At 68.8% G+C, this 24,513-nt stretch carries 22 protein-coding genes; 10 read left to right on the top strand and 12 right to left on the bottom strand.

Going from position 1 to position 24,513, the window contains the following annotated elements:
* The first annotated feature begins 27 nt into the window (after positions 1-27).
* Both FCG67_RS09810 and FCG67_RS09805 read left to right on the top strand, forming a co-directional pair.
* Positions 28-1,002, top strand: a complete 975-nt coding sequence (locus FCG67_RS09810) for a COX15/CtaA family protein (RefSeq protein WP_136909334.1) — start codon at positions 28-30, stop codon at positions 1,000-1,002.
* 51 nt (positions 1,003-1,053) lie between these two features.
* Positions 1,054-1,461 (top strand): hypothetical protein, encoded by a 408-nt coding sequence (locus tag FCG67_RS09805; protein WP_246044980.1) that lies wholly within the window; start codon positions 1,054-1,056, stop codon positions 1,459-1,461.
* Positions 1,462-1,533: 72 nt separating this feature from the next.
* Here FCG67_RS09805 and FCG67_RS09800 read toward each other — a convergent pair whose 3' ends face one another.
* Positions 1,534-1,899, bottom strand: coding sequence for a hypothetical protein (locus FCG67_RS09800; RefSeq protein ID WP_136909332.1), 366 nt, complete (start codon positions 1,897-1,899; stop codon positions 1,534-1,536).
* Positions 1,900-1,932: 33 nt separating this feature from the next.
* On the opposite strand from FCG67_RS09800, the gene FCG67_RS09795 reads away from it, so the two are divergent.
* Positions 1,933-2,898 (top strand): quinone oxidoreductase family protein, encoded by a 966-nt coding sequence (locus FCG67_RS09795; protein WP_136909330.1) that lies wholly within the window; start codon positions 1,933-1,935, stop codon positions 2,896-2,898.
* Positions 2,899-3,419: 521 nt separating this feature from the next.
* Here FCG67_RS09795 and FCG67_RS09785 read toward each other — a convergent pair.
* A complete protein-coding gene (locus tag FCG67_RS09785; RefSeq protein WP_097209858.1) occupies positions 3,420-4,403 on the bottom strand; it encodes a heme o synthase in 984 nt (327 codons plus the stop codon).
* A 264-nt stretch (positions 4,404-4,667) separates the two neighbouring features.
* On the opposite strand from FCG67_RS09785, the gene tkt reads away from it, so the two are divergent.
* The 6 genes from tkt to FCG67_RS09755 all read left to right on the top strand — a co-directional run bounded on the left by tkt (position 4,668) and on the right by FCG67_RS09755 (position 12,851).
* Positions 4,668-6,770, top strand: a complete 2,103-nt coding sequence (tkt, locus tag FCG67_RS09780; RefSeq protein WP_136909328.1) for a transketolase — start codon at positions 4,668-4,670, stop codon at positions 6,768-6,770.
* A gap of 5 nt (positions 6,771-6,775) precedes the next feature.
* Complete coding sequence (gene tal, locus FCG67_RS09775) at positions 6,776-7,909, top strand: transaldolase (protein WP_136909327.1); 1,134 nt, start codon at positions 6,776-6,778, stop codon at positions 7,907-7,909.
* Complete coding sequence (zwf, locus tag FCG67_RS09770) at positions 7,854-9,458, top strand: glucose-6-phosphate dehydrogenase (protein WP_425467813.1); 1,605 nt, start codon at positions 7,854-7,856, stop codon at positions 9,456-9,458. The genes tal and zwf overlap by 56 nt, the downstream gene beginning before the upstream one ends.
* On the top strand, positions 9,455-10,363 hold the full coding sequence (opcA, locus tag FCG67_RS09765) for a glucose-6-phosphate dehydrogenase assembly protein OpcA (protein WP_211243160.1): 909 nt from the start codon (positions 9,455-9,457) through the stop codon (positions 10,361-10,363). The genes zwf and opcA overlap by 4 nt, the downstream gene beginning before the upstream one ends.
* Complete coding sequence (gene pgl, locus FCG67_RS09760; protein WP_077041533.1) at positions 10,356-11,105, top strand: 6-phosphogluconolactonase; 750 nt, start codon at positions 10,356-10,358, stop codon at positions 11,103-11,105. Before opcA ends, pgl begins: the two co-directional genes overlap by 8 nt.
* Before the next feature lie 351 nt (positions 11,106-11,456).
* Positions 11,457-12,851, top strand: coding sequence for an HNH endonuclease signature motif containing protein (locus tag FCG67_RS09755; protein ID WP_169310485.1), 1,395 nt, complete (start codon positions 11,457-11,459; stop codon positions 12,849-12,851).
* Between the two features lie 13 nt (positions 12,852-12,864).
* On the opposite strand, the gene FCG67_RS09750 is transcribed toward FCG67_RS09755, so the two are convergent.
* The 3 genes from FCG67_RS09750 to secG form a co-directional block, all read right to left on the bottom strand.
* Complete coding sequence (locus FCG67_RS09750; protein ID WP_136909318.1) at positions 12,865-13,485, bottom strand: isochorismatase family protein; 621 nt, start codon at positions 13,483-13,485, stop codon at positions 12,865-12,867.
* A gap of 37 nt (positions 13,486-13,522) precedes the next feature.
* Positions 13,523-16,339, bottom strand: a complete 2,817-nt coding sequence (ppc, locus tag FCG67_RS09745; RefSeq protein WP_136909316.1) for a phosphoenolpyruvate carboxylase — start codon at positions 16,337-16,339, stop codon at positions 13,523-13,525.
* A gap of 64 nt (positions 16,340-16,403) precedes the next feature.
* On the bottom strand, positions 16,404-16,637 hold the full coding sequence (secG, locus tag FCG67_RS09740) for a preprotein translocase subunit SecG (RefSeq protein ID WP_136909314.1): 234 nt from the start codon (positions 16,635-16,637) through the stop codon (positions 16,404-16,406).
* 253 nt (positions 16,638-16,890) lie between these two features.
* On the opposite strand from secG, the gene FCG67_RS09735 reads away from it, so the two are divergent.
* The gene (locus FCG67_RS09735; RefSeq protein WP_246044979.1) at positions 16,891-17,784 is read left to right on the top strand and encodes a tyrosine-protein phosphatase; all 894 of its coding nucleotides are present in this window, start codon (positions 16,891-16,893) and stop codon (positions 17,782-17,784) included.
* 68 nt (positions 17,785-17,852) lie between these two features.
* On the opposite strand, the gene FCG67_RS09730 is transcribed toward FCG67_RS09735, so the two are convergent.
* The 7 genes from FCG67_RS09730 to rapZ all read right to left on the bottom strand — a co-directional run bounded on the left by FCG67_RS09730 (position 17,853) and on the right by rapZ (position 24,506).
* Entirely contained in the window at positions 17,853-18,302 is a 450-nt protein-coding gene (locus tag FCG67_RS09730; protein WP_246044978.1) for a nitroreductase family deazaflavin-dependent oxidoreductase, read from the bottom strand.
* Between the two features lie 148 nt (positions 18,303-18,450).
* The gene (gene tpiA / locus FCG67_RS09725; protein ID WP_097209870.1) at positions 18,451-19,236 is read right to left on the bottom strand and encodes a triose-phosphate isomerase; all 786 of its coding nucleotides are present in this window, start codon (positions 19,234-19,236) and stop codon (positions 18,451-18,453) included.
* A 3-nt stretch (positions 19,237-19,239) separates the two neighbouring features.
* The gene (locus FCG67_RS09720) at positions 19,240-20,451 is read right to left on the bottom strand and encodes a phosphoglycerate kinase (RefSeq protein ID WP_136909310.1); all 1,212 of its coding nucleotides are present in this window, start codon (positions 20,449-20,451) and stop codon (positions 19,240-19,242) included.
* 5 nt (positions 20,452-20,456) lie between these two features.
* Complete coding sequence (gap, locus tag FCG67_RS09715; RefSeq protein WP_077041527.1) at positions 20,457-21,476, bottom strand: type I glyceraldehyde-3-phosphate dehydrogenase; 1,020 nt, start codon at positions 21,474-21,476, stop codon at positions 20,457-20,459.
* A 176-nt stretch (positions 21,477-21,652) separates the two neighbouring features.
* Positions 21,653-22,636 (bottom strand): DNA-binding protein WhiA, encoded by a 984-nt coding sequence (gene whiA, locus FCG67_RS09710; protein ID WP_077041526.1) that lies wholly within the window; start codon positions 22,634-22,636, stop codon positions 21,653-21,655.
* Positions 22,627-23,643 carry a gluconeogenesis factor YvcK family protein gene (locus tag FCG67_RS09705; protein ID WP_136909308.1) on the bottom strand — a complete coding sequence of 339 codons (1,017 nt, stop codon included), beginning with the start codon at positions 23,641-23,643 and terminating at the stop codon, positions 22,627-22,629. Before FCG67_RS09705 ends, whiA begins: the two co-directional genes overlap by 10 nt.
* Positions 23,640-24,506: an RNase adapter RapZ gene (gene rapZ / locus FCG67_RS09700; RefSeq protein WP_077041525.1), complete on the bottom strand. Its 867-nt coding sequence runs from the start codon at positions 24,504-24,506 to the stop codon at positions 23,640-23,642. The genes FCG67_RS09705 and rapZ overlap by 4 nt, the downstream gene beginning before the upstream one ends.
* Positions 24,507-24,513 lie beyond the last annotated feature (7 nt).

Raw genomic sequence — 24,513 nt, 5'->3', positions numbered from 1 at the left:
AGTTGACGGGCATCTACCATCGGGGGCGTGCTGTATCGAGGGTTCCTGAGCCTGGTCAACCGTCTGCCGCTCCCCTCTTTGGCGGTGCAGAAATGGATCGCCGTCGCGGTGATCCTGTCCCAGGGCGGTATCGCCGTGACCGGCGCCGTGGTCCGGGTGACCGCGTCGGGCCTCGGCTGCACCACCTGGCCGCAGTGCCACCCGGGCAGCTTCGTGCCCACCGGGACCGCGACGGCGCCGTGGTTCCACCAGGCCATCGAGTTCGGCAACCGGATGCTGACATTCCTGGTGGTGGCGACGGCGGCGGCCGTGGTGCTCGCGGTGACCCGCGCCGCCCGCCGCCGCGAGGTGCTCGCCTACGCCTGGCTGATGCCGCTCTCGACCGTCGCGCAGGCGGTGATCGGCGGCATCACCGTGCTCACCGGGCTGCTCTGGTGGACCGTCGCGGTACACCTGCTGGTGTCGATGGCGATGGTGTGGCTGTCGGTGATCCTGTACCACAAGATCGACCAGCCCGACGACGGCGTCGACGTCATCGCCGTGCCGAAGCAGCTGCGCTGGCTGACCGCGCTGTCCGGCGTCGCGCTGGCCGGGACACTGGTCGCGGGCACCATGGTGACGGGCGCCGGACCGCACGCGGGCGACAAGAACCCCGAGCGCACGGTCGAGCGGCTGAACCTCGACATCACGAATCTGGTGCACCTGCACGCCGAACTGCTGGTCGCCTACCTCGCGCTGCTGGTGGGCCTCGGCTTCGGCTTGTACGCGGTCGGTGCCAGGGCCGCGGTGACCCTGCGGCTCAAGGTGGTGGTGGGCGTCGTGGTCGCGCAGGCCTGCGTCGGCCTGGTCCAGTTCTGGACCCACGTCCCCGCCGTCCTGGTGACCGTGCACGTCGCACTCGCGGGCGCCTGCACGGCCGCGACCGCGGCGCTTTATGCCTCCGGTCGTGTTCGCGAGCTCGCCCCGGCCGAGCAGAAGCCCATGAAGTCGACAATCCGGTAGTCACGGCCGAAGAAACGACAGACCTGGCGGGCGCGGGTACCGTCAACCCGCATGACCCGATCCAGAGCAGTCAAGCGTGTCGCCATCGCCGCAGCCCTGTCCTTCTCGACCGTCGGTCTGCTGGCGGTGGGCCCAGCGGCAGCAGCGCCGAGCACCATTCCGTTCCAGGTCAGTCCCTTTATCCCACTTGTCGAGCTACCCACTCCCAGGCTCGCCGCGACCGTGGGCGAACAACCGGGCGTCGCCACCTTGAGTGTGCTGAGAACTCCCGAGAGCGGAAACCCGCACAGCGCGGTTGTCCACTGGGTCAGTCTCGCCACCGGCGCATCAGGGTCCGCGTCGTTTCCGACCTTGAATGCTGCGCCCGTGACCATCCATCCGGGCGCTGGTCAGGTAGTTGCGTTCGTCGACCCACAGGCGATCGCGACACCAGGCTTCGGGACCTTCTTCGTTCCCTGATTCGACATCGCGGTCCGCGACGAATGCGGGCCCCGGTCCATGACCGGGGCCCGCATTCGTTGTCGGTCGTGCTCAGCCGAGGCCGTTGCGCGCCTTCGGGAAGCGGGTCTGGCTCGCCACCCAGCCGGCCATCTTCCGCCAGTGACCGACACGCGGGGTGACGATGCTGGTGATCGCGCGCTCCCACTCGGAGACGGTGACATTGTCGACGGCGGCCACCACGGCGTTCGCCGTCGCGAGGTCGTCGACGACCTGATCGCCGAGGACGCCGTCGGCGCCGACGAGGGTGATCCGAACGCCGTCGAGACCGACCGGCTGGATCACGGCCGAGGCCGATCCGCCGTGCTCGGCAACGAACTTCTTGACCGCGGCGACGGTCCGCGGGGGCAGCGATACGGCCGGGGCGCTCGCGCCGGAGTCCTGGGTGTCCACAGTCATGGCGTCAGAATACTGGAGAGTAGAAATAGGGTCATGCGCGCAATCACCGTGACCGAGTTCGGCGGCCCCGATGTACTCCGAATGTCCGAGATCCCCGACCCGGCACCTGGCGCCGCGGGCCTGCTGGTCCGCACGGACGCAATCGGCGTGAACTACATCGACACCTATTACCGGACCGGCGCCTATGCCGTGGACCTGCCGTACGTCCCCGGGCTCGAGGGCAGCGGCGTGGTCGAGGCGGTGGGCTCCGACGTCACCGGCGTCCGCGTCGGCGACCGCGTGGCGTGGTCCTCGGCGCCTGGCAGCTACGCGGAGAGGGTCGTGGTGCCCGCCGCGGTGGCTGTCCCGGTACCGGAGGGCGTCGGCGCCCCCGAGGCCGCCTCGGTGCTCCTGCAGGGCATGACGGCGCACTACCTGATGAACTCGGTCTACTACGTCGAGCCGGGCGACACCGTGCTCGTGCACGCGGGCGCGGGCGGGGTCGGTCTGGTGCTGACGCAGCTCGCGGTCGCCAGGGGCGCGCGCGTGATCACCACCGTGTCCTCGGACGAGAAGGAACTGCTGTCCCGGGAGGCAGGCGCGGCGGAGGTGCTGCGCTACTCCGACGACCTCGCGCAGCAGGTCCGGGCGCTCACCGACGGGGAGGGCGTGGCGGCGGCGTTCGACGGGGTCGGCGCCGACACCTTCGAGGCCAGCCTGGCGTCGGTCCGGATCCGGGGCACGCTCGCCCTCTTCGGCGCGGCCAGCGGGCCGGTGCCGCCGTTCGATCCGCAACGGCTGAACCCGGCCGGCTCGGTGTTCCTGACCCGACCCACCCTCGCGCACTACACCCGCGACCGCGACGAGCTGCTGTGGCGCTCGGGCGAGGTGTTCGAAGCGATCAGGGACGGCTCCCTGAAGATCCGGATCGGCGCGCAGTATCCACTCGACGAGGCCGAGCGGGCGCATCGCGATCTGCAGGGTCGCCGCACCACCGGCTCGATCGTGCTGGTCCCCTAGGCGCGACGGCCACACAACTGACGCGGCGCCAGCCGTCGGCGCACACCTTGTGACAGCATCGCACCCCCTTTGGGCCTGCCGTATGTGTGCGTTCTTGTCAGAAGGTGTGCTCGCAGGGGTGGGACCCGGACACGCGTGGCCTCGCAATCTCCTTACGATGTAAAGCACCGATCCCTTACGTCGTAAAGAGACACTGCCAGCGAGTGTATTTGCAGGTCAGGTCGATTCCGCGCGATCTATCGCGCTGCTGCGGCCGGCGCCAGCCGCCGGCGACCCGAGAACCGGACCAGGTCCCAAGCCAGGGCTGACCCTGGACGAAATCGTCGCGGACCCGCGGTCGACGTGGCGGACGAGGCCGGGATGGCTGAGGTCTGTCGATGCGATCGGTGAGTGAACGGCTCGGGCGCACGGATATGGCCTTGTACACGCACGTCCCGGGCAAGAGTGAGCCGGTGGACCTATGCACCACCGGGTGCAGGGACGCTCGGGAGAGGTGAAGGGACGAAGCGACTGCCCCGCGATCAGCTGAAGAAGGAGCCGATCGTGTCCATGCCCAGCACCGAGTCCACCGCGAGTCCACAGAACACCACGGCGAGGTAGTTGTTCGACTGCAGGAACAGGCGCAGCGGCTTCACCGGCTCGCCGCGGCGCACGCCGGCGTACAGCTGGTGTGCCATCAGCAGGAACCAGGCACCCGCGACCAGAGCGATGGCGGCGTAGACGACGCCTGCGGCGGGCACCAGGGCCAGCGTGGTCAGCACGGTCAGCCAGGTGTAGACGAGGATCTGCTTGGTGACGCGCTCCTCGGTCGCGATGACCGGGAGCATCGGCACGCCTGCCGCCTTGTAGTCCTCCTTGTAGCGCATGGCGAGCGCCCAGGTGTGCGGCGGCGTCCAGAAGAAGATCACCAGGAACAGCACGATCGGCTCCCAGCTGATCGAGCCGGTGACCGCGGCCCACCCGACCATCACCGGCATGCAACCGGCGGCACCGCCCCAGATCACGTTCTGCCAGGTCCGGCGCTTGAGGATCATCGTGTACACCAGCACGTAGAACGCGATGGTCAGCACGATCAGCACGGCCGCCAGCAGGTTCGTCGCCCACCACAGCCAGGCGAAGGAGCCTGCGCCGAGGACGAGTCCGAAGACGAGCGCGTGGGAGGTCGGCACCGCCAGGCGGGCCAGTGGCCTGCGGGCGGTCCGCTTCATCACCTTGTCGATGTCCGCATCGACCACACAGTTCAGCGTGTTGGCGCTGGCCGCGCCCATCCAGCCGCCGAACAGCGTGCTCAGGATGAGCGGGAAGTTCACATTGCCGCGATCCGCGAGCAGCATCGCCGGGATCGTCGCGACCAGCAGCAGCTCGATCACCCGCGGCTTGGTCAGGGCGAGATAGGCGAGAACCTTCCCGATCGCCCGGCCCCAGAGGGTGTCGGGCCTTTTCACCTGGGTGGGCTCGGAGCCACCAGCGAGACCGTGTCCGCCATGCTCCACAATCCGCACCATTTCTCCTTGCGACACGCGAGTGACCACCTGATCCTGTCGCGCACCGCTGCGCGCCTGACTTCGCACTACTACACAAGATGGTAGACGGCACGGCGAACAGATCCGAACCGCAGGTCGCACTAACGCCGGTTCGGCACCGACCGCCCGGTCTCGACACGGCCCTTCGACCGATCGACCGGGATGCGCCCGAGCACTAGTGTTGTCGCGGAACTACCCTTGGCGTTACCGCGTCGCCGTACCCCCACTGTCAGGAGACTTCTGCTCGTGTCGATCACAGACGAGATCCGCGTCCTCACCCAGCCGGTGCACCCCACCGACTGGACGGAGCTAGACACCAAGGCCGTGGACACCGCCCGTGTCCTCGCCGCCGACGCCGTGCAGAAGGTGGGGAACGGCCACCCCGGCACCGCGATGAGCCTCGCGCCGCTCGCGTACACGCTGTTCCAGCGCGTCATGCGGCACGACCCGTCGGACGCCGAATGGGTCGGCCGTGACCGCTTCGTCCTTTCCTGTGGACACAGCAGCCTCACCCTGTACCTGCAGCTCTACTTGTCGGGCTACGGCCTCGAGCTCTCCGACATCGAGGCGCTGCGCACCTGGGGTTCGCTGACCCCCGGCCACCCCGAGTACGGCCACACCGTCGGCGTCGAGATGACCACCGGCCCGCTCGGCCAGGGTCTGGCCTCGGCCGTCGGCATGGCGATGGCGGCACGCCGCGAGCGCGGGCTGTTCGACCCGGACACCGCCGCGGGCGCCAGCCCGTTCGACCACAACATCTACGTCATCGCCTCCGACGGTGACCTGCAGGAGGGCGTCACCTCCGAGGCCTCCTCGCTCGCGGGTGTCCAGCAGCTCGGCAACCTGATCGTCTTCTACGACGACAACGAGATCTCCATCGAGCACGACACCGCCATCGCGTTCGGCGAGGACGTCGCCAAGCGCTACGAGGCGTACGGCTGGCACGTGCAGCGCGTGGAGGGCGGCGAGAACGTCTCCGCGATGCTCGACGCCGTCGCCGCCGCGCAGGCCGTGACCGACAAGCCGTCGATCATCGTGCTGCGCACCATCATCGGCTACCCCGCCCCGACCAAGATGAACACCGGCGACGTGCACGGCGCGGCGCTCGGTGCGGACGAGGTCGCGGGCGTCAAGGTGGCGCTCGGCTTCGATCCCGAGAAGTCGTTCGAGGTCGACCCGGCCGCACTGGCCCACGCTCGCGAGGTCGCGGTCCGCGGTGCCGCCGCGCGTGCGGCCTGGGATTCCGAGTTCGCGGACTGGGCGGCTCGCGAGCCCGAGCGCAAGGCGCTCTTCGACCGCCTGCAGGCAGGCGAGTTCCCCGCCGGCTGGACCGACATCCTGCCGACCTGGGAGCCCGACGCCAAGGGCGCCGCCACCCGCAAGGCCTCCGCCAAGGTGCTCAACGCGCTCGGCCCGATCCTGCCCGAACTGTGGGGCGGCTCCGCCGACCTCGCGGGCAGCAACAACACCACCATCGACGGCTCGGATTCCTTCGGCCCGGCGTCGATCTCGACGAAGGACTGGACCGCGCAGCCGTACGGCCGCACCCTGCACTTCGGCATCCGCGAGCACGCGATGGGCTCGATCCTCAACGGCATCGCGCTGCACGGCCCGACCCGCCCGTACGGCGGCACCTTCATGGTGTTCAGCGACTACATGCGTCCGGCCGTCCGACTGGCCGCGCTGATGAAGACGCCCTCGATCTACGTCTGGACGCACGATTCCATCGGACTCGGCGAGGACGGCCCGACCCACCAGCCGATCGAGCACCTCGCCGCGCTGCGCGCGATCCCGAACCTCGCGGTGATCCGTCCGGGTGACGCCAACGAGACGGCGCACGCGTGGAAGACCGCCCTGGAGAACAAGACCGGGCCGACCGCGCTCGCCCTGACCCGCCAGGACATCCCGGTGCTCGAGGGCACCAAGGCCGGATCCGTCGACGGCGTGGCGCGCGGCGCCTACGTCCTCGCAGAGGCCTCCACCGGCACGCCGGAGGTCATCCTGCTGGCCAGCGGCTCCGAGCTGTACCTGGCCGTCGAGGCCAGGGAGGCGCTCGAGGCCGAGGGCATCGGCACCCGGGTCGTCTCGGTCCCCTGCCTGGACTGGTTCCAGGAGCAGGACCAGGAGTACCGCGATTCGGTGCTGCCGCCCGCGGTCCGCGCCCGAGTCTCCGTCGAGGCCGGCATCGCGATGCCGTGGTACCGGATCATCGGCGACGCCGGCGAGGCCGTCTCGATCGAGCACTTCGGTGCGTCCGCCGACCACAAGACGCTGTTCCGTGAGTTCGGTTTCACGGCCGAGGCCGTCACCGCCGCTGCCCGCCGCACCCTCGACCGAGTGAAGGGTTGATCTCGATGAGCGATTCAGTACAGAACGCCAATCTCGCCGCGCTGTCGCAGGCCGGGGTGTCGGTGTGGCTCGACGACCTGTCCCGTGGCCGCCTCGAGTCCGGCAATCTCGCGGCACTCGTCCGGGAGAAGAGCGTCGTCGGTGTCACCACCAACCCGACCATCTTCCAGGGCGCCATCACCAAGGGTCACGAGTACACGATCCAGCTCAAGGAACTCGCCGGCCGGGGCGCGAACGTGGATGACACGGTCCGCGCGCTGACCACCGACGACGTCCGCGACGCCTGCGACGTGCTGGCCCCGCAGTTCGAGGCCAGCGCGGGCGTGGACGGCCGCGTCTCGATCGAGGTCGATCCGCGACTGGCGCACGAGACGGACGCGACCGTCGCGCAGGCGATCGAGCTGTGGAAGATCGTCGACCGCCCGAACCTGCTCATCAAGATCCCGGCCACCCTGGCCGGGCTCCCCGCGATCACCCGGGTGATCGCGGAGGGCATCAGCGTCAACGTCACGCTGATCTTCTCGGTGGAGCGGCACAAGGCCGTCATGGACGCGTACCTGGCCGGCCTCGAGGCCGCGAAGGCCGCGGGCCACGACCTCTCCGAGATCCATTCGGTCGCCTCGTTCTTCGTCTCCCGCGTGGACTCGGAGATCGACGCCCGCCTCGAGGCCATCGGCACCGAGGAGGCGCTGGCCCTGCGCGGCAAGGCCGGGCTCGCGAACGCGCGCCTCGCCTACGCGGCCTACCAGGAGGTGTTCGAGGGCGGCAGCACCTACGCGGCACTGGCGGCCGCGGGCGCCCGCGTGCAGCGTCCGCTGTGGGCCTCGACCGGCGTGAAGAACCCCGACTACTCCGACACGCTCTACGTGACGGAGCTGGTCGCACCGAACACGGTGAACACGATGCCGGAGAAGACGATGGATGCGGTGGCCGATCACGGCGTCATCACCGGCGACACCATCACCGGCACCGCCGCCGCCTCGCAGCAGGTCTTCGATGCGATTGCCGCGGTCGGCGTCTCGCTTCCCGAGGTGTTCGAGAAGCTGGAAACCGAAGGAGTCGACAAGTTCGAGGTCTCCTGGAATGAGCTGCTCGAAGCCATTTCCGGGGAACTCGCGGCCGCGTCCGACAAGGGCTGACCCGGTGCCGGGCACGGGCTCCGCGCCGCGGTGGGACAACCCACTCCGGGACGAGAGGGACAAACGACTGCCGCGAATCGCGGGCCCGTGCGCACTGGTGATCTTCGGGGTCACCGGCGATCTCGCGCGCAAGAAGCTGATGCCGGCCGTGTACGACCTGGCCAACCGGGGCCTGTTGCCGCCCGGCTTCGCCCTGGTCGGCTTCGCGCGAAGGGACTGGGCGGCCGAGGACTTCGGCAAGGTCGTGCACGACGCGGTCAAGCAGCACTCCCGCACCCCCTTCCGCGAGGAGGTGTGGGAGCGGCTCGCCGAGGGAATTCGGTTCGTGCAGGGCAGCTTCGACGACGATGCGGCGTTCGTCGAGCTGACCAAGACCCTGCGTGATCTCGACGAGGAGCGCGGCACCGGCGGCAACCACGCGTTCTACCTGGCCATTCCGCCCGCCGCGTTCCCCACCGTGTGCGAGCAGCTGTCCAAGTCCGGGCTCGCGCAGCCGGTGCAGGACCAGTGGCGACGGGTGGTCATCGAGAAGCCGTTCGGGCACGACCTGGAGAGCGCGAAGGAGCTCAACGCGGTCGTCAACACGGTCTTCCCCGAGGACTCGGTGTTCCGCATCGACCACTACCTCGGCAAGGAGACGGTGCAGAACATCCTGGCGCTGCGCTTCGCAAACCAGCTGTTCGACCCCATCTGGAACGCGCACTACGTCGACCACGTGCAGATCACCATGGCGGAGGACATCGGACTCGGCGGCCGGGCCGGGTACTACGACGGCATCGGTGCCGCCCGTGACGTCATCCAGAACCACCTGCTGCAGCTGCTCGCCTTCACCGCGATGGAGGAGCCCGTCAGCTTCGAGCCCTCCGAGCTGCAGTCCGAGAAGATCAAGGTGCTCTCCGCGACCAGGCTCGCGGAGCCCCTCGACGAGACCACCGCGCGCGGTCAGTACGCGGGCGGGTGGCAGGGCGGCCAGCGGGTGGTCGGCCTGCTCGACGAGGAGGGCTTCTCGAAGGACTCCACCACGGAGACCTTCGCCGCGATCACCCTCGAGGTGGACACGCGCCGTTGGGCGGGCGTCCCGTTCTACCTCCGCACCGGAAAACGTTTGGGCCGCAGGGTCACCGAGATCGCGGTGGTGTTCAAGCGGGCACCACACCTGCCGTTCGACAAGACCATGACCGAGGAGCTCGGCCAGAACGCACTGGTGATCCGGGTGCAGCCGGACGAGGGCGTGACGATGCGGTTCGGCTCCAAGGTGCCCGGATCCTCCATGGAGGTCCGCGACGTCAACATGGACTTCAGCTACGGCCAGGCGTTCACCGAGTCCTCCCCCGAGGCCTACGAGCGCCTGATCCTCGACGTGCTGCTCGGCGAGCCGTCGCTGTTCCCCGTCAACGCCGAGGTCGAGCTGTCCTGGAAGATCCTCGACCCGGTGCTCGAGCACTGGGCCGAGTCCGGCAAGCCCGAACCGTACGAGGCCGGCACCTGGGGTCCGGATTCGGCGCAGGAGATGCTCCGTCGCACCGGACGTGAATGGAGAAGGCCGTGATCATCGACATCCCCTCGACGACCACCGAGAAGATCAACAAGAAGCTCGTCGAGGTCCGCGAGACCGGCGGTGCGGTGACCCTCGGTCGGGTGCTGACGCTCGTCGTCTGCACCCTGGACAGCGAGAACGCCGAGGACGTCATCGACGCGGCCAACGAGGCGAGTCGCGAGCATCCGTGTCGGGTGATCGTGGTCGCACGCGGCGACCGGTCGGCCGAGACGCGGCTCGACGCGCAGATCCGAGTCGGCGGCGACGCCGGCGCCTCGGAGGTCGTGGTACTGCGGCTGCACGGCGAGCTGGCCGACCACGAGAGCAGCGTGGTCGTTCCGTTCCTGCTGCCGGACACCCCGGTGGTCGCGTGGTGGCCCGACAAGAGCCCGCCGTTCCCCGCGCAGGATCCGGTGGGGCGGTTGGCGATCCGCCGCATCACGGATGCGACCGGGGCACGGGACCCGCTGGCCACCATCAAGTCGCGGCTGCAGTCGTACACCGCGGGCGACACCGACCTCGCGTGGAGTCGCATCACCTACTGGCGGGCGCTGCTCACCTCCGCCCTCGATCAGCCGCCGTACGAGCGGATCGTCTCGGCGACGGTGTCCGGCCTCGCCGAGGAACCCGCCGTCGACATGATCGCCGGGTGGCTGGCCAGCCGCATCGACGGGCCGGTCCGACGGGTGGCGGGCGAGCTGAGGGTCGTGCTGGAACGCGAGAGTGGATCGGTGACGCTCAGCAGGCCGCAGACCGGCAAGACCGCGACCCTGAGCAGACTCGGGGCGCCGGATTCCCTTGTCTCGCTTGCTCGCCGAGAGACCCGCGACTGCCTGGCCGAGGAGCTGCGCCGCCTCGACCCGGACGAGATCTACCACGCGGCGCTCTCGGGGCTGACGAAGGTGAACTATGAGTGACAACGTGAGCGTGCAGACCTACGCCGATTCCGATGAACTGGTGACGGCCGCGGCCGCCCAGTTCGTCGACGTGATCGTCGCCGCGCAGGCCGAGCGCGGCGAGGCCGCGGTGGTGCTCACCGGCGGAGGGAACGGGATCGGGCTGCTGCGCAAGGTCCGGGAGAATCCGGGCGCCGTCGACTGGTCCAAGGTCGACTTCTACTGGGGCGATGAGCGATTCCTGCCCCGTGGCCATCCGGACCGCAACGAGGTCCAGGCGCACGAGGCACTGCTCGACCACGTGCCGGTGACGCCTGCGCGCCTGCACCCGATGCCGTACGGCGACGGGCTGTACGCGGGCGACCCCGATGCCGCGGCCGTCGCCTACAGCCACCTGCTCAGCGCGCACGCCGGGTCGAACTCGATCCCCGAGTTCGACGTCCACCTGCTCGGCATGGGCGGCGAGGGCCACATCAATTCGCTGTTCCCGGACACCGATGCCGTCCGCGAGGACAAGCGGTTCGTCGTGGGGGTCACCGACTCCCCCAAGCCGCCGGCGCAGCGGGTCACCCTGACGCTTCCGGCCGTGCGGCGGGCCAAGCGCGTGTGGCTGCTGGTCGCGGGCGCGGACAAGGCCGAAGCCGTGAGCGCGGCGCTGACCGGCGCCCGCCCCGTGGACATCCCGTCGGCCGGTGCGATCGGTTCCGAGTCGACCATCTGGATGCTCGACAAGGCCGCTGCCGCGGACCTGCCCGCCAGCTGACGCTCAGCCCTCATCCGGTTCGTCCTCCACGACGGGAGGACGGACCGGATGTATCTCGGGCGCACCCCACACCTCGCGCGGCAACGCCGCCGATCGGCAGCCGCTGCGGATCGCGGGGCGGTTACGTGACCGCTTGTCGATTCCCCCACGCCATGCTGCCTGCGCTCCTGAGCAGTCGGTCATCGCGGGACTCCCTCCTCGGCCTTTTGCGACCGTTGGGGAGTTTGACGCGGGGGCGAGCGCTGCGGTTCCACCGTTAGGTCAGCTATGGAGTTTGGCGCACATGTAGGCCTCCACAACAGCAACCAGATCCCGCGACGTTCGAACATGTATTCGAGTAGAATCGGCGTTATGGAACTCAACGAGTTGCTGGATGCGCCACAGGATGTGGCGGCCTGGCGCCTCGACGAGTCCGAGTTGCTGGACCTTGTTCCTGCCTTGTCGTTGATGATGCGGCGGTGCGAGGCGCTCCGGGTTCGGATGATGCACGAGATCGATCAGCGCTGTGCTGCCGAGAATGCCGGGGCGTCCTCGCCCGGAGCATGGCTGGCAGGGACCACAGGAATGACGCCGGGTCGCGCCAATCAGGTCGTCACGCTCGGGAATCAGTTGGTGCGGAATCCGGCCGTCGCGACCGCGTTCGATGCCGGGGCGATCGATATCGACCATGTGCGCGTGATACTGGGGTTTCTCGCTTCGCTTCCTGACAATCTCGCCGACCGGTTCCCGGCTGATCACGACCCCACGGGCACAGATACGGACGATGCCGATCTCCCGTGGAACGCTGCCGACGTCGACGCGGCCACTGCGTGCGCGGAGTACCTGCTCTTCGCGGCACACGGCGAAGACTCACTCGTACTCGCCAAACGAGCCCGCGCACTCAAGCAGATCATCGAATCCGAGGATGAAGGAAAGCCCAGAGACGCAGAGAACCCCGACCTCAACGAGTTCTTCGCCTCACCCACTCTCGGCGGGCGCGTCCACCTCAAAGGAACCCTGGACGCCGAGTCCGGCGAACTCCTTCTCACCGCGCTGTCGGCGCTCTCCAAACCGCGACCCGGCGCCACCAGCAGAGACGGAGCCAGCGACCGGGACGACCGCACCCCAGCGCAACGCCGGGCCGAGGCACTCACCGACATCGTTCGCGCCTATCTGAACTCCGGCCAGGCACCCGACGAAGGCGGCGAACGGCCCAATCTCACGGTATTCGTCGATGCCAACGACCTCGCCTCCGCCTCCAGAACCCCCGAGGACGCGCCAGAACCCGACGGTCACTCACCCCACAGATCAGCCGCCAGTAAGCGCGGGCCAGCATGGATGCCGTGGCTCGGCCCGATCTCACAGCGACTCGCCGCCCGCATCTCCTGCGATGCCGTCATCACCCCCATCACCATGGACGACGAGGGCACCCCACTCGATGTCGGCCGCAGCACCCGCCTCGTCAACAGGAGAATGCGTCGAGCACTCCATGCCCGCGACGGCGGATGTGCCTTCCCCGGCTGCACCAGACCCGCCGCCTGGACCGAGGCGCATCACATCAAACATTGGTCCAACGGCGGCCACACCAAACTGTCGAACCTGGTACTACTCTGCCGATTTCACCATCAGCTCATCCACAAGAACGATTGGGAAGTCTTCATCGGAGACGACGGACACCCGTGGTTCCGCCCACCCAGGTGGATCGACTCCCAACGATCACCCAGGCCGGCTCACAACCGGCAGAACCGATTCACCTTCGCCGCTTGAGCGTCGGACACCCTCACCTCGCGACAATCTCCGCAACCGACACCACCCGGCCGGTGAGCTCCGCAATGAGTCCAAGCGCTGTCGCGTGCAGGTCCTTCGTATGGTCGGCTGTCGCCTCGACCGCAACGAAGCACTGCACATCGCGCGCGAACGCGTCGAAGGTCGTTGCGAGGATGCCCGCCGACGCGAAGACGCCCGCGACGACCAACTGGTCACGACCGGTTCGGCGCAACTCCTCGGCGAGGTCGGTTGCGAAGAAGGCGCTGTAGCTGCGCTTCTTCACCCACGTCACGCCCGATTCGAGCGAGTCGATCGCCGTCTCGGCCGATTGCCACTCCGTCGGACCCATCCCCCACAGTTCTCCGAGCAGGCCGCGTTGCCTCGGCTCGGTGGCCGCGCGAGGGGCGCTCCCGATCACGGGCACTCCCCGGGCTGCGGCCCAGTCCACAAGTCTGGATGTCTCGGCGACCACTCGCGAACGAACCCCGCTCGCCAGCACATCCGCGTAGTAGGGCTGGAGGTCGTGGACGAGCAGCGCCGACCGCTCGACGTCGAGCGTCCACGCCGGGCCTCCGGACATCGCGAGCAGATCGCGCGAATCGTAGTCCTCGACCGTCGCGTCAAAGGTCGCCATCGGCGGATCGTCCTCCCCTCCCCGGAACCCCGATGCGCTACCCGCTGTTGCGCAGCGCCGTGGCCAGTCCGTTCATCGTCAGCTGGATGCCGCGCCGCACCAGGTCGCTGTCGTCGCCGGAACGATACCGGCGCAGCAACTCCACCTGCAGGTGGTTCAGCGGCTCGAGGTACGGGAACCGGTTGTGCACCGACCTCCGCAGTCCCGGGTTGTCGGCGAGCAGGTCGTCGTTGCCGGTGATCGCCTTGTACATCGCGATCGTCCGCGCGTGCTCTGCGGTGATCTTGCCGAACACCCTCTCCCGCAACGCCACATCCGGCACCAGCTCCGCGTACCGCGCCGCCAGGCCCATGTCCGACTTCGACATCACCATCGCCATGTTCGAGAGCACGGTACGGAAGAACGGCCACCGCTCGTACAACTCGGTGAGCCTGGCCAGGCGTTCCGGATCGCCGCCGACCCACTCCTCGAACGCCGTCCCCGTGCCGTACCAGCCCGGCAGCATCACGCGGGACTGGCTCCAGGACAACACCCACGGGATCGCCCGCAGGTCCGCGATCGACTTGGTGGCCTTGCGCGAGGCCGGCCGGCTGCCGATGTTCAGCGCGCCGATCTCGGCGACCGGCGTCGAGGTGGTGAAGTACTCCACGAACCCAGGCGTGTCGTGCACCAGGTCGCTGTACGCGACCCGGGCCGCCGCGGCCAGCTCGTCGAGCACCGCGTACGCAGGTTCCGCATCCGTGCCGAGCCCCTCCACATCCAGCAGCGTGGACTCGAGCGTCGCCGCGAGCAGGGTCTCCAGATTGCGGTGCGCCAGTCGGGGTTCGGCGTACTTCGCGGCGATCACCTCGCCCTGCTCGGTGATACGGAGCGACCCCGCCACCGCGCCCGGCGGCTGCGCGAGGATCGCCTCGTAGCTCGGTCCCCCACCGCGCCCGACGGTGCCGCCGCGGCCGTGGAAGAGCCGCAGCCGAATTCCCGCCGACCGGGCCGCGTCCACCAGGTCGAGCTCGGCCCGGTACAACGCCCAGTTCGCCGCGAGGTATCCGCCGTCCTTGTTCGAGTCCGAGTACCCCAGCATCACCTCCTGCCGGCCGCCGCGGGCGGTCAGCAGTGCGCGGTACACCGGCACGTCCAGCACCGCGGTCAACGTCGCCGCTCCGCCCTGCAGGTCCTCGATGGTCTCGAACAGCGGCACGATCCCGACCGGGCACGACGGCGCGGACCCGTTCGCCCCCGGATCGAGCAGGCCGACCTCCTTGAGCAGCACCGCAGCCTCCAGCATGTCGCTGACGGAGGTGCACATGCTGATGATGTAGTTCGGGATCGACCCTGCCCCGATGCTCTTGACGGCCTCCGCCCCCGCGGCCAGGATCGCCAGTTCGGAGGTGGTCAACTCGCCGAACCGGGCCCCGGGACCCACCAGCGGCCGCCGCATCCCGAGCTCCGCGGTCAACAACGCGACCCGCTCCTGCTCGGACAGCGCCCGATAGTCCGGATGCACACCCGCCCAGGCGAACAGCTCCGCGATCACCTGTTCATGCACCTCCGAGTTCTGCCGCATGTCCAGTCCGGACAGGTGGAACCCGAACGCCTGCACCGACTCCCGCATCGTCGCGAGCCGATCCTCGGCAACCAGCTCATCGCCGTGCCCGCGCAGCGACGCGTCGATCACGTCGAGGTCGGCGAGCAGCTCTGCCGCCGTGCCGAACGGCTCCAGGCCCGCCTGATGAAGGGCGGACCTCGACAGCGCGACCTCGGCCCCGCCGAGAATGCGGACCGCGGTCGCCGTGAGCCGCCCCCGGATCCCGCGCAGCGCACGCCGATACGACTCGTCCGACCGGAACGGCGAGTCGTCGCCCGACGCGTCCGCGAGGGCCCGCAGTGCCGCCGAGGAGTCGACCAGCCGATCCGACATGGACAGTTCCCGCTCGAGCAGCTCGAGTTCGCCGAGATGGTGCTCGAGCGCGGTGGCCGCGGCCCGCCGGGTCGCCCGGCGCACCACCTCCGCCGTCACGAAGGGATTCCCGTCGCGGTCGCCGCCGATCCAGGATCCGAGGGTGAGCATCGGCTCGGCCAGCAGGTTCGCATCCGGCCACCGGCGCCGGAGTTCCGCGCGCAGCTGGGCATTGATCCTCGGGACCACCTCGAACAGAGCCGCGTCGTAATACCTCAGGCCCACCTCGATCTCGTCCTGGATCCGCAACCGCGACAGCCGGATCAGGGCGGTCTGCCACAGGATGAGGATCTGCCGGTGCAGGTCGCGGTCGACCCCAGCCAGTTCGCCCGGGTCCAGCTCCGTGCGCTCGCGGAATCGCATCAGCTCGGTGATCCGGTGCTGGGTCTCGAAGACGGTACGGCGGCGGGTCTCGGTCGGGTGTGCGGTGATCACCGGCACCACCGATGCGCCCTCGAGCTCGTGGGACACGGTCGCCGGATCGAGTTGCGCCGCATCGAGTTTCCGGTAGGTCGAGGCGAGGCTGCTGTCCTGCGGCGGCTCGCCCGACCGGACGTGGACCGCTCGGCGCCGCTCGCGGTGCAGGTCCTCCGCGAGGTTGGCCAGCAGGGCGAAGTGACTGAAGGCGCGGATGACCGGGATCGCGACGCCGACATCGACGCTCGAGAACAGGGCGGCCAGCTCGGCACGATCGATCTCCGATCGGCGCACCCTGAATGACTCGACTCGCGCGCGCTCGACCAGCTCGAAGACCTCGTCGCCCGCCTGCTCGCGGATGATCTCGCCGAGAATCCCGCCGAGCAGCCGGATGTCCTCGCGCAGCGGTTCGGTGGCCTCCCGCGGAGGCTCGGCCGGGTGGTGGGGACGCGGACCCTCGTGCACGGGCAACGGGTTCATGGAACCAGTATCGGTGCTCAGCCCCGTCCCGGCAGGATCAAGACGTCCAGATCCGGTGGTGTCGTCAGCTGTACTTGATCTGGAGACCGATGCCGAGGATAGCGATCAGCCAGACGATGGCCGTGAACACGGTGATCCGGTCGAGGTTCTTCTCCACGACCGTGGAACCGGACAGGCTGGACTGCACGCCGCCACCGAACAGGCTGGACAGGCCGCCGCCCTTACCACGGTGCAGCAGCACCAGCACGATCAGCAGCAGGCTGGTGATCACCAGCAGGATGTCCAGGAACAGTTCCATGTAATCTCCACGCCTTCGCTGACGGATACGGCCACAAGTCGCCCAAGCCTACCGTTTGGCCCGCCATGGACTCGTATCGGACCGGATTGTGAGCCTCCCAACACGAATTGTGACCGCTGAGCGGGAGGAACGGCCGTCATTCGAGACAGCGGATCGCCCACGTGACTACCTTCGCCTCCCGACAGACCTCACACATCCGATCGGAAGGTTCTTCATGTCTCGACACGGTTCCAGGATCGCAGGATCTCTGCTGGTGACGAGCGGAGTGCTGCTCGCCGGTTTCAGCGGCGCCGGGCTCGCGCAGGCCGACCCGGTCCTTCCCCCGGCGCTCGCCGAACTGCTCAACTCCGGGTCCGCCGGCCTCGGTAGCGTCGGCGCGGGCCAGACCGCACCGGACGCCCCCCGGCTCGCCAGCGTGCCCAACTTCCGCGACGTCGCGGGCACCGGCGCCGGCTACGCGGGCGCCAACGGAAAGAACCTCAACAAGGGTGTCTTCTACCGCGCCGACGCGATCGTGCCGAACGACGCCGACCTGACCACCCTCGAGGGCCTGAAGCTCTCGGCGGTCTACGACCTGCGCTCGGACCAGGAGGTCCACGACAAGGCCGATCGCGTGCCCGCCGGCGCCGAGTACGTCCGCATCCCGATCCTGTCCGGCAACATCAACGACATGGTCGGCCTGATCAAGACCCCCGAGGACGCCCGCAACATGATGCGGCAGATGAACCAGGCGTTCGTCACCGGAGCGAACGAGAAGGACGGCTTCAAGCAGCTGCTCACCGAGCTGGCGAACACCCCCGGCGCACAGGTCTATCACTGCACCGCGGGCAAGGACCGCACCGGCTGGACCTCGATGCTGCTGCAGAGCATCGCAGGCGTCAACGACGCGACCATCATGAGCGACTACCTGCTCACCAACGAGTACAACAAGGAATGGGCCGCCAAGACGCGCGCCTACATCGTCGCCACCAAGGGCGAAGAGGTCGCCAAGCTCTTCGATCCGCTGTTCGGCGTCGAGGCCAGCTACCTGCAGGCCGGCCTGGACCAGGTCAAGGCGGACTACGGCACCGTCGACAAGTACCTGACCGACGGCCTCGGCCTGGATCAGGCCACCATCGGCAAGCTGAAGGCCAAGCTGCTCCGCTGATGTGACCCACGCGAAACGCCGGTGGGCGCGCGGCTCGAAGCCACGCGCCCACCGGCGTTCTGCGTTCCCTACCGCGGTGCGAGCACGACCAGCGGGATCGGGCGGTCGGTGTGCCGCTGGTAGCCGCTGTAGCGGCCGCCATTGTTCGCGTCGGCGGCGGCGAACAGCCGCGCGTAGTCCGCGTCGTCCGGCCCGATCAGGCGGGCGGTGACCGGAACCGTGGTTGTGCCGACCCGGACCGAGGCGTCCGGACGTGCCCGCAGGTTGAAGTACCAGCCGGGCGATCGCGGTGCGCCGCCGTTGGAGGCCACCACCACGTAGTCCCGGCCGTCCTGCACATAGGTGAGGCTGTTGACCCGCGCCTGCCCGGTCTTCGCGCCGACGGTGTCCAGCAGCAGGCATGGCACGCCGAGGATCCGGTGGCCGATCCGACCGTTCGTGCGCTCGTAGACCCACTGATGCGCCTTCAGCACCTGGATCCCGATCTTCTTGACCGTGGGGATCTCCTCGAACTTCACCGGACGCTCCTCTTGTCGACTGAACTACATGTTACCTCTCGACACATGAAACGCCGGTGGGCGCGCGATCCGAAGACCACGCGCCCACCGGCGTTGAATTGTGCAGCAGATCAATGCCGCCCCGATCAGGGCAGCATCACTGTGCCGTTCACGGCAGCGGACCGCCCGCAGCGATCGCCGAGAGCGTCGCGAACTCGTCAGCCTTGAGCGAGGCGCCGCCAACGAGGGCACCGTCCACGTCCGACTGGCCGACGATCTCGCCGACGTTCTTCGCGTTCACCGAGCCGCCGTAGAGGACGCGAACGCCCGCCGCGACCTCGGCCGACGCCAGCGTCGCGAGCTCGCCGCGAACCGCCTTGCAGACCTCCTGCGCATCCGCCGGAGTCGCCACCCGGCCGGTGCCGATGGCCCACACCGGCTCGTACGCGACGACGACCTTGGCGATCTCGTCCGCGGAAAGCCCGGCGAGGGATCCACGCAGCTGCTCCAGGTTGTACTCCACCTGGTTTCCTGCCTCGCGGATCTCCAGGCCCTCACCGATGCACACGATGGGGGTCAGGCCGTTCTTCAGCGCTGCCTTGGTCTTGGCGAGCACCGTCTCGTTCGACTCCCCGTGCAGGGTGCGACGCTCCGAGTGGCCCACCACCGCGAAGGTGCAGCCCAGCTTGGCCAGCATGGCACCGCTGATCTCACCGGTGTACGCGCCGGAATCGTGCGCGGAGACATCCTGCGCACCGTAGGTGAGCAGGAGCTTGTCGCCCTCGACCAGCGTCTGCACGCTGCGGATGTCCGTGAACGGCGGGATCACCGTCACGTCGACCTTGTCGAAGTACTTCGCGGGCAGCGAGAACGCGATCTTCTGCACCAGGGCGATGGCCTCGAAGTGGTTGAGGTTCATCTTCCAGTTGCCCGCGATGAGCGGCTTACGTGCCATCGCTCAGCCCTCCAGCGCTTCGATGCCCGGAAGGGACTTGCCCTCGAGGTACTCCAGGGACGCGCCGCCGCCGGTCGAGATGTGCGAGAAGCCGTCCTCGGGCAGGCCGAGCAGCCGCACCGCGGCCGCGGAATCGCCGCCGCCGACGACGCTGAACGCACCCCTGCCGGTGGCCCCGATGATCGCCTCGGCGACACCCTTGGTGCCTGCCGAGAACTTCTCGAACTCGAACACGCCCATCGGCCCGTTCCAGAACACCGTCTTGGCGCCGGACAGGATCGCCGCGAAGCGCTCCACCGACTCCGGTCCGATGTCCAGGCCCATCCAGCCGTCCGGGATCTCGAGCACCGACACCGTCTTCGACTCCGCGTCGGCGGAGAACGAGTCGGCGATCACCACGTCCTGCGGGATGTGGATGACGTCGGCGTACCGCTCGAGCAGCGACTTGCAGGTGTCGATCATCGACTCCTCGCACAGCGAGTTACCGACGGACACCCCCTGCGCGGCGAGGAAGGTGTAGAACATGCCGCCGCCGATGACCAGGGTGTCGGCCTTGGTGGCCAACGCCTCGATCACGGCCAGCTTGTCGGAGACCTTCGAGCCGCCGAGCACAACCGCGTACGGCCGCTCGGAGTCCTCGGTCAGCTTCTGCAGCACCTCGACCTCGGTGGCGACCAGGGCGCCCGCGTAGTGCGGCAGCAGCTTCGCCACGTCGTAGACCGACGCCTGCTTGCGGTGCACCACACCGAATCCGTCGGAGACGAACGCGCCGTCGCCGTCGACCAGCTCCACGAGCGCCTTGGCGAGGGCTTCCCGCTCGGCGTCGTCCTTGCTGGTCTCACGGGGATCGAAGCGGATGTTCTCCAGCAGGAGCACGTCGCCGTCGGTGAGTCCCTCGGAACGGGCAAGCGCATCCTGCCCGACGACATCGCCGGCCAGCTGCACGTTGCGTCCGAGCTCCTCGCCGAGCCGGGCCGCGACCGGGGCCAGCGACAGCGCCGCGTCGGGCTCGCCCTTCGGGCGGCCCAGGTGCGCCATCACGATGACCTTGGCGCCGGCCTCGGCCAGCGTGCGGATCGTCGGCGCGGACGCGATGATGCGGCCCGGGTCGGTGATGGTGCCGTTGTCCAGCGGGACGTTGAGGTCCGAGCGCACCAGCACGGTGCGGCCCGCGACCCCGGCGTCCAGCAGATCCTTCAGTGTCTGAACAGCCACGTGGATCAGAGGGACTTCGCGACGAGACCGATGAGGTCCGCCAGACGGTTGGAGTAGCCCCACTCGTTGTCGTACCAGGAGACGATCTTGACCTGGTCGTCGATCACCTTGGTCAGGCCCGAGTCGAAGATCGACGAGTGCGGGTCGGTGACGATGTCCGAGGACACGATCGGCGCGTCGGTGTACTTGAGGATGCCCTTGAGGGGGCCCTCGGCGGCAGCCTTCATCGCGGCGTTGATCTCGTCGGCGGTGGCCGACTTGCGCAGGTTCGCGGTGAGGTCGGTGACCGAGCCGGTGGGGATCGGAACCCGCAGCGCGTAGCCGTCGAGCTTGCCGAGCAGCTGCGGGAGGACCAGGCCGATGGCCTTGGCCGCACCGGTGCCGGTGGGAACGATGTTCAGGGCGGCCGCGCGGGCGCGACGCAGGTCGCTGTGCGGGGCGTCCTGCAGGTTCTGGTCCTGCGTATACGCGTGGATCGTCGTCATCAGACCCTTGACGATGCCGAACTCGTCATCGAGGACCTTGGCGATCGGGCCGAGGCAGTTGGTGGTGCACGAGGCGTTGGAGATGATGTTCTGGCTGCCGTCGTACTTGTCGTCGTTGACGCCCATCACGATGGTGATGTCCTCGCCCTTGGCGGGCGCGGAGATGATGACCTTCTTGGCGCCGGCCTCGAGGTGACCCTTGGCCTTGGCCGCATCGGTGAAGATGCCGGTGGACTCGACGACCACGTCGACGCCCAGGTCGCCCCAGGGCAGCTCGTCCAGCGGGCCGCGGTGCGCAAGCGCCTTGATCCGCTGATCGCCGACGACGATGGTGTCGTCACCGTCGAGGGAGACGTCGTACGGCAGACGGCCCAGGATCGAGTCGTACTTGAGCAGGTGGGCGAGGGTCGCGTTGTCGGTCAGGTCGTTGACCGCCACGATCTCGATGTCGGTGGTGCCGAGCGCCTTCTGCGCATCGACCGCCCTGAAGAAGTTACGTCCGATACGACCGAAGCCGTTCACGCCTACCCGGACAGTCACAATTCGCTCCTTTGACCATTCTCAGTGTTCATCGATCAGATGTGTGCCCCACACTAGTGCTCCGCGCGGGACGCAAAGACAGGTGGCCCAGTGGGATGGATCACCCACTGCGCCCGAGGTGAACCTCGATACACCCGTCGCGCTACGCCTCGGTACCGATGGTCGGCTCCGCTGCGCTACGCCTCGTCCAGCAGGTCCGCGGTCACCGCGGACTCCGTGTCCGGGATACCCGTGTCCTTCGCCTTGCGGTCCGCCATCGACAGCAGGCGACGGATCCGGCCCGCGACCGCGTCCTTCGTCATCGGCGGATCGGCCAGCTGACCGAGCTCCTCCAGCGAGGCCTGCCGGTGCTGCACCCGAAGGCTGCCCGCGGCGGCAAGATGATCGGGCACGTCGTCACCGAGGATCTCCAGGGCCCGCTCGACCCGCGCCGCCGCGGCGACCGCGGCCCGCGCCGAACGCCGCAGGTTCGCATCGTCGAAGTTCGCCAGCCGGTTCGCCGTGGCCCGGACCTCCCGGCGCATCCGGCGCTCCTCCCAGGTCAGCCTCGTGTCCTGGGCGCCCATCCGGGTGAGCAGCGCGCCGATCGCCTCGCCGTCGCGCACGACGACCCGATCCGTGCCGCGGACCTCCCTGGCCTTGGCCGCGACACCGAGCCTGCGGGCCGCGCCGACCAGTGCGAGCGCCGCCTCCGGCCCGGGGCAGCTGATCTCCAGCGCCGAGGAACGACCGGGCTCGGTCAGCGAACCGTGCGCGAGGAACGCACCCCGCCACGCCGCCTCCGAGTCGACGACGCTGCCTCCGACGACCTGGGCGGGCAGCCCGCGCACCGGACGGCCACGCAGGTCCAGCAGACCCGTCTGGCGGGCGAGGGCCTCGCCCTCCTTCGCCACCCGCACGATGTAGCGGGAGCTCTTGCGCAGCCCGCCCGCGCCGAGTACGTGCACGTCCGAGGAGTAGCCGTACAGGTCGAAGATCTCCCGGCGGAGCCGGCGAGCGGTGTTGCCGAGGTCCACCTCCGCCTCGACCACCACGCGCCCACCGACGATGTGCAGCCCGCCCGCGAACCGAAGCAGGGACGAGACCTCGGCCTTGCGGGCGGAGACCTGGGTCACCGCAAGCCGGCTCAGCTCGTCCTTGACCTCCGCTGTCATTGCCACGAAGTGGTCTCCCTTCCGGGGGTTGTCTGGCGTTCCTTCGGCACCGCGAGGCGGTCGAGGACCGCGGCGAGCTTGCCCGCGTGGTGTGTGGCACCGCCGTTGTCCGCAACGTCGGCGTAGGTCAGTTCGGCCCCCAGGAGCTGGGCGGCCCGGTGAAGATAGTCACGTTCGCTGCCCTCGGGCACCGATGCCGAGTCGACGATGATGTCGTCGACCGTCAGCTCGGGCGCATGCTGGGACAGTACGTGCAGATGCCGCTCCGCGGAGAAACCCGTCGTCTCGCCCGGCTCGGCCACCAGGTTCAGGATCAGCGTCTTGCGCGCCCTGGTCTCCATCAGGGCCTGCACCAGCTCGGGCACGAGCACGTGCGGGATGACGCTGGAGAACCAGGATCCGGGACCGAGCAGGACCAAGTCGGCCTGCTCGATGGCGGCGACCGCCTCGGGGCAGGCGGGCGGATCCGGCGGCAGCAGCCGCACGCGCCGCACCTTCCCGGGAGTGGTGGCGACGGCCACCTGCCCGCGGATGCACCGACTGACCCGGGGGTCGGACTCCAGGCCCACCACGTCGGCCTCGATGTCGAGCGCGATCGGGGACATCGGCAGCACGCGACCGTGGATGCCGAGCACCCGGCCCATCTCGTCGAGGGCGGCGACGGTGCCGCCCATCACCTCGCTCAGCCCGGCCAGGATGAGGTTGCCGACCGAGTGACCCGCGAGCGCGCCGGTGCCGCCGAAACGGTGCTGCAGCGTCGCCGTCCAGGTCTGCACCTCGGGCGTGTCCGCCGCCAACGCGGCCAGCGCCATCCGCAGGTCGCCGGGCGGGATCACGCCGAGTTCGGACCGCAGTCGACCCGAGGAACCGCCGTCGTCGGCGACCGTCACGACCGCGGTGACGTCGGAGCTCACTCGCCTCGCGGCACCGAGGGTGGCGTAGAGACCGTGACCGCCGCCGAGGGCAACGATCGTGGGGCCGGCGGGAACCTCCGGGAAGGAGTCGGACGTCATTCGCGCCCCAAGTCCCGGTGCACGACCTTGACGGTCACACCCTGCTCCCGCTCCAACATGCCCGCAAGGGCCTCAGTCATTGCCACACTCCGATGTTTCCCGCCGGTGCACCCCACCGCAATTGTCATGTAACGCTTGCCTTCCCGACGGTATCCGTTGGTCGTCAACTCCAACAAATGCCGGTAGGTGTCCAGGTAGTCCCTGGCACCGTCCTGGGAGAGCACGTAGTCGCTCACCGCCGCGTCCCGCCCGGTGTGTTCGCGCAGTTCCGGGATCCAGTGCGGATTCGGCAGGAATCGCACGTCGCACACGAGATCCGCATCCATCGGCAGCCCGTATTTGAAACCGAAGGACTGCACGGTGATCGCGATCGCCCCGGTCGTCTCGCCGCCGAACGCGGACTCGATCTTCTGCCGCAGCTCGTGCACCGACAGCGACGAGGTGTCGATCACCAGGTCCGCGTCGGCCTTGACCGGTGCGAGCTGCACCCGCTCGGCCTCGATCCCCTCGATCAGGGTGCCGTCGACGCCGTCCTGCTGCAGCGGGTGGCTGCGCCGGACCTGCTCGAACCGTCGGACCAGCACCTGATCGGTCGCCTCGAGGAACAGCACCCTGGTCCGCGTCGCCTTCGATTCCACCTCTTTGATGACCGAGACGAGGTCGCCGGTGAACCGGCGACTCCGGACATCGATCACGACGGCGAGCTTGGGGATCCGCGATCCGGGTTCGAGGCCGAGGTCGACCATCCGGGAGATCAGTTCGGGCGGCAGGTTGTCCGCGACGTACCACCCGAGGTCCTCGAGCACGTTCGCCGCGGTACTCATTCCGGCGCCGGACAGGCCGGTGACCAGTGCCACCTCCATGTCCGAC

The organism is Rhodococcus oryzae (assembly GCF_005049235.1).
In the GTDB taxonomy this organism is placed as follows: Bacteria; Actinomycetota; Actinomycetes; order Mycobacteriales; family Mycobacteriaceae; genus Rhodococcus_G; species Rhodococcus_G oryzae.
The sequence above is the reverse complement of the archived record's forward strand: the minus strand, read 5'-3'. Positions and strand labels throughout refer to the sequence as shown.